Below are 4,532 nucleotides of genomic sequence, written 5' to 3' on the forward strand. Positions count from 1 at the left end.
CAGCCGCAGCGCCCGCCGCACGGGCTCCTGGGAGGTGCGGTGCCCGCGCAGCCGGTGGGCCAGGCAGCGCCAGCACGGCCGGTCCGGCTCGGCGGGCGCGAACACCGGGCCCACCCAGACCTCGCCGCCCGCCACCTTGACCGGCAGCCAGGGGAGCCCCGTCCGTGCGTGCCGCTCCGACGCGTCGGTGAGGCCCGGGTCCAGGTAGTCCCCGCACACGACCAGGGTGATGTCCGCGTCCCCGGGGGAGTCGCAGAGGCCGGTGCCCGCCTGCAGGCAAGCCGCCCGGGCCGCGTCAACGTCGGCTCGGCCGGCCGCCTCCACGTACACCCGGGCGGCGGCCACCCGGGCCGCGGCGACCGGTCCGTCGAGCCCCGCCGCGTCCCAGTAGGCGTGCGCCTCGGCCGGTGGGACGGCCGGGTCGCGAAAGCCGACGAGCCCCGCCTCCCCCAGCTCGGCCAGCGCCGCACCCGCCTCGACGGGGTCCATGCGGGCGGCCGCCGAGGCCAGCAGCTCCGGCAGCGAGCGGCTGCCGTCCAGGAGCGGCGCCAGGACCTGCGCGGCGGTGCCGTGCAACACGGTCGTGCCGCCCTCCGAGAGGAGATAGACGGCCTCGCCCGGCACGGCGTCGACACGCAGGTGCCGCTTGAAGCCGACCCGGGCCGCCTCCGGCCGGGGCCGGTCCGGGGACGTCTCCTGCGCGGGCGGCACGCTCACTCCTGGGGCCGGCCCGAGAAGCACCGCCAGGTCGGGCGCACGACACCGGGCGTGGTGTCGTCGAGTCTCTCTATCCATCCCGCGGCCGCACCCGCTCCGGGCGCCGGGCCGCCTCCCGCGGCACGACCCCGTTCCAGCCCGGCCATGGCGATCGACAGTGCGCGTTCGTGGTTCGGGGAATCAACGCTCATGCTGTGGTCTTCTCCTCCCGTCCGACGACGCGGTGAAGGGAGCAGCCCCCCACCGCCTTGTGGCCGAATTCTGTGGCACCGGGGTGAGGCCGACCTAGTGTCGTTTTCATCAGTTGCACATGACATATTCACCATCCCGGGCGTGAGCGGCTCACTGGGCCCGCGACATCCGTGCTGGAAGAGTCGATCCGGTCCCGGTGCGACCCACGCCCGGCGAAAGGGGACTCCTCGCCATGGATATTCGGGTACTTGGACCACTCACCGCTCAGGAACAGGGCGTCTCGGTCGTGCCGACCGCCGCCAAGCCCCGTCAGATACTCGCTCTGCTCGCTCTGCAGTCCGACCGTGTCGTCACCGTGCCCACCCTGATGGAAGAGATCTGGGGCGAGGGCATTCCGCGCAGCGCCGCCACCACCCTGCAGACCTATGTGCTGCAACTGCGCAGGAAGATCGCCGCCGCCCTCGTGGACGATCCCGACAGGGAGCCCAAGAGCGTCCTCGTCACCCGGCACGGCGGCTATCTGCTCCAGGTCCAGCCCGGCCAGGTCGACGTGCAGGAGTTCGAGGAACTCATTGTCGGGGGCCGGGCCGCGCACCAGGCCGAGGACCACCGCACCGCGTCCGACCTCCTGGGCCGCGCCCTGGCGCTGTGGCAGGGGCCCGCCCTGGTGGACGTCCGCGTCGGTACCGTGCTGGAGCTGGAGGTGCTGCGCCTGGAGGGCGAGCGCATGGCCGCCCTGGAGATGCGGCTGGAGTCCGACCTGGCCCTCGGACGCCATCTGGAGGTCGTGCCCGAACTGCGGGTCCTCATGGCCAGGCACCCCATGCACGAGAACTTCTGCGCCCAGCTGATGATCGCACTGCACCGCTCGGGCGCCGCCTGGCGCGCGCTGGAGACGTACCAGAAGCTGCGGGACACCCTGGTGGAGGAGCTGGGCCTGGAGCCCTCGCCCCGGTTGCGCCGGCTGCACCAGAGCGTGCTGAGCGCCGACCCCGCGCTGGACGCGGGCGTCCCGGTCGGCCGCTGACCCCGCCCGCCGCCGGTCCACGTGGACTTGAGTGTCCGTCGAGGCCCCCGTCGTTCCATGACGCCACCGCGGGGCCACACCCGAACGAGACGGGCCACGAGCGCACCGTCACCGGCGGCGCCCGGCAGGACAGACCCCGAACCGGCCCCGGGCGCACCACCGACCACGACGGAGGGATCGATACGTGTCCGGCACTGTTCCACCCGCCCCGTGCCACCGCCCCCGGCCGCGCAGGCCGCGACAGACGATGAGAGGTCACCGCGATGCGTAGGGCCGTCATCACCGGACTGGGGGTCGTCGCTCCCGGCGGAATCGGGGTGAAGAGCTACTGGAGCCTGCTCACCGCCGGCCGCTCCGCCACCCGGACCATCACCGCCTACGATCCCACCCCGTTCCGCTCCCGGACCGCGGCCGAGTGCGACTTCGACCCCGTCGCGGCAGGGCTCCGCCCGCAGGAGATCCGCCGGCTCGACCGCGCGGCGCAGTTCGCGGTCGTCTCGGCCCGCGAGGCCATGGCCGACAGCGGGCTCGACACGGGCGCACTGGACCCCGGCCGGATCGCCACCGTCCTCGGCAGCGCCGTCGGCTGCACCACCTCCCTGGAACGGGAGTACGTCGTCGCCAGCGACGGCGGCCGCTCCTGGAACCTCGACCACTCCTACGTCATCCCCGAGCTGTACGGCCATTTCGTCCCGAGCTCCATGGCCGCCGAGGTCGGCCGCGACGCGGGCGCCGAGGGCCCCGCCGCGGTGGTCTCCACCGGGTGCACCTCCGGCCTCGACGCACTCGGCCACGCCGCCGAGCTGATCTGCGAGGGATCGGCCGACGTGGTGGTCGCGGGCGCCACCGAAGCGCCCCTGTCGCCCATCACCTCGGCCTGCTTCGACGCCATCCAGGCCACCTCCCCGCGCAACGACACCCCGGAGAGCGCCTGCCGGCCCTTCGACCGCACCCGCAGCGGACTCGTCCTCGGCGAGGGCGCCGCCGTCGTCATCCTGGAGGAGCTGGACGCCGCCCGGGCCCGGGGTGCCCATATCTACGCCGAGATCGCCGGCTTCGCCTCCCGCGCCAACGCCTTCCACATGACCGGGCTCAAGCCCGAGGGCGTCGAGATGGCCGCCGCCATCGACGCGGCGCTCGCCGAGGCCCGACTCGCCCCCGACGCCATCGACTACGTCAACGCCCACGGGTCCGGCACCAAGATGAACGACCGCCACGAGACCGGCGCGTTCAAACGGAGCCTGGGCGCCCACGCCTACGAGGTGCCGGTCAGCTCCATCAAGTCCATGATCGGCCACTCGCTCGGCGCCATCGGCTCCCTGGAGATCGTCGCCTGCGCCCTCGCGATGGAGCACGGGATGCTGCCGCCGACGGCCAACCTGCACGAGCCCGATCCCGAACTCGACCTGGACTACATTCCCCTGACCGCCCGTGAACAGCGCACCGACGCGGTGCTGAGCGTCGGAAGCGGCTTCGGCGGCTTCCAGAGCGCCATGGTGCTCGCCCGGCCCGAGAGGGGACGCCCATGAGACCGCCCACCGCTGCTCCCGCCGAGCCGCGCACCGCTGTCGTCACCGGACTCGGCATCGTCGCCCCCAACGGCCTGGGCACGGACGAGTTCTGGCAGGCCACCCTGTCCGGGAAGTCCGGGCTGGGCTCCGTCACCCGCTTCGACGCCTCCCGCTATCCGGCCACCGTGGCCGGCGAGATCCGGGACTACGACGACGAGAAGCTCATCCCCAGCAGGCTCCTTCCGCAGACCGACCGGATGACCCGGCTGGCCCTCACCGCCGCCGACTGGGCCCTGCGCGACTCCGGACTGGATACGGACCGGCTCTCCGAGTACGGCGTCGGCGTCGTCACGGCCGCCTCCGGCGGAGCCGTCGAATTCGGCCAGCGGGAGCTCCAGCAGCTGTGGGGCCGCGGCAAGGAATACGTCAGCGCCTACCAGTCGTTCGCGTGGTTCTACGCCGTCAACACCGGCCAGATATCCATCCAGCAAGGCCTGCGCGGCCCCAGCAGCGTGCTCCTCACCGAGCAGACGGGCGGCATCGACGCGCTGGGCCAGGCCCGCCGCCACATCCGCAAGGGCACCCCCGCGATGGTGTCCGGCGGCGTCGACGCGATGCTCTGCCCCTGGGGCTGGCTCCCCCAGCTGGCCACCGGCCTGATGAGCACCGAGGCGGATCCTGCCCGCGCCTACCTGCCGTTCTCGGCCGACGCCCACGGCTACACCCCGGGGGAGGGCGGCGCCATCCTCCTCGTCGAGGACGCGGTCCACGCCCGCGACCGCGGGGCCCTGCCGTACGGGCGGATCGCCGGGTACGCCGCCACTCTCGACCCCGCTCCCGACTCCGGCCGCCCCCCGGGGCTGCGCCGGGCCGTCGAAGAGGCGCTGCGCGACGCCCGGCTCACCCCGGCCGACGTGGACGTCGTCTTCGCCGACGCTGCGGGCTCGCCCGAAGCGGACCGTGCCGAGGCCGAGGCGCTGAACGCGGTGTTCGGACGCCGCGGGGTGCCCGTGACCGCGCCCAAGACGCTCACCGGGCGGCTCCTCGCGGGCGGGGCGGCCCTGGACGTCGCCACCGCGCTGCTG

At 73.7% G+C, this 4,532-nt stretch carries 5 protein-coding genes; 3 read left to right on the forward strand and 2 right to left on the reverse strand.

Annotated features, from left to right (window positions below):
- Positions 1-711, reverse strand: a 711-nt coding sequence (locus CR470_RS35970; RefSeq protein ID WP_143663958.1) for a TOMM precursor leader peptide-binding protein, incomplete at its 3' end; no start/stop codon positions are given.
- A 2-nt stretch (positions 712-713) separates the two neighbouring features.
- On the reverse strand, positions 714-908 hold the full coding sequence (locus CR470_RS39205; protein ID WP_143663959.1) for a hypothetical protein: 195 nt from the start codon (positions 906-908) through the stop codon (positions 714-716).
- 233 nt (positions 909-1,141) lie between these two features.
- Here CR470_RS39205 and CR470_RS35975 point away from each other — a divergent pair, with 233 nt between their 5' ends.
- The 3 genes from CR470_RS35975 to CR470_RS35985 all read left to right on the forward strand — a co-directional run.
- Positions 1,142-1,936, forward strand: a complete 795-nt coding sequence (locus CR470_RS35975; RefSeq protein ID WP_097871788.1) for an AfsR/SARP family transcriptional regulator — start codon at positions 1,142-1,144, stop codon at positions 1,934-1,936.
- A 263-nt stretch (positions 1,937-2,199) separates the two neighbouring features.
- Positions 2,200-3,465 carry a beta-ketoacyl-[acyl-carrier-protein] synthase family protein gene (locus tag CR470_RS35980; RefSeq protein ID WP_097871790.1) on the forward strand — a complete coding sequence of 422 codons (1,266 nt, stop codon included), beginning with the start codon at positions 2,200-2,202 and terminating at the stop codon, positions 3,463-3,465.
- Positions 3,462-4,532 (forward strand): ketosynthase chain-length factor (locus CR470_RS35985; RefSeq protein WP_097871792.1); only part of this gene is annotated, 1,071 nt, incomplete at its 3' end. The genes CR470_RS35980 and CR470_RS35985, both read left to right, overlap by 4 nt.

The organism is Streptomyces sp. rh34 (genome assembly GCF_002551245.1).
GTDB lineage: Bacteria > Actinomycetota > Actinomycetes > Streptomycetales > Streptomycetaceae > Streptomyces.

Bases quoted from the DNA above. Each gene is read 5' to 3' on its own strand.
- CR470_RS39205 (WP_143663959.1), bottom strand. From the start codon at position 908: ATGAGCGTTGATTCCCCGAACCACGAACGCGCACTGTCGATCGCCATG.
- CR470_RS35975 (WP_097871788.1), top strand. From the start codon at position 1,142: ATGGATATTCGGGTACTTGGACCACTCACCGCTCAGGAACAGGGCGTC.
- CR470_RS35980 (WP_097871790.1), top strand. From the start codon at position 2,200: ATGCGTAGGGCCGTCATCACCGGACTGGGGGTCGTCGCTCCCGGCGGA.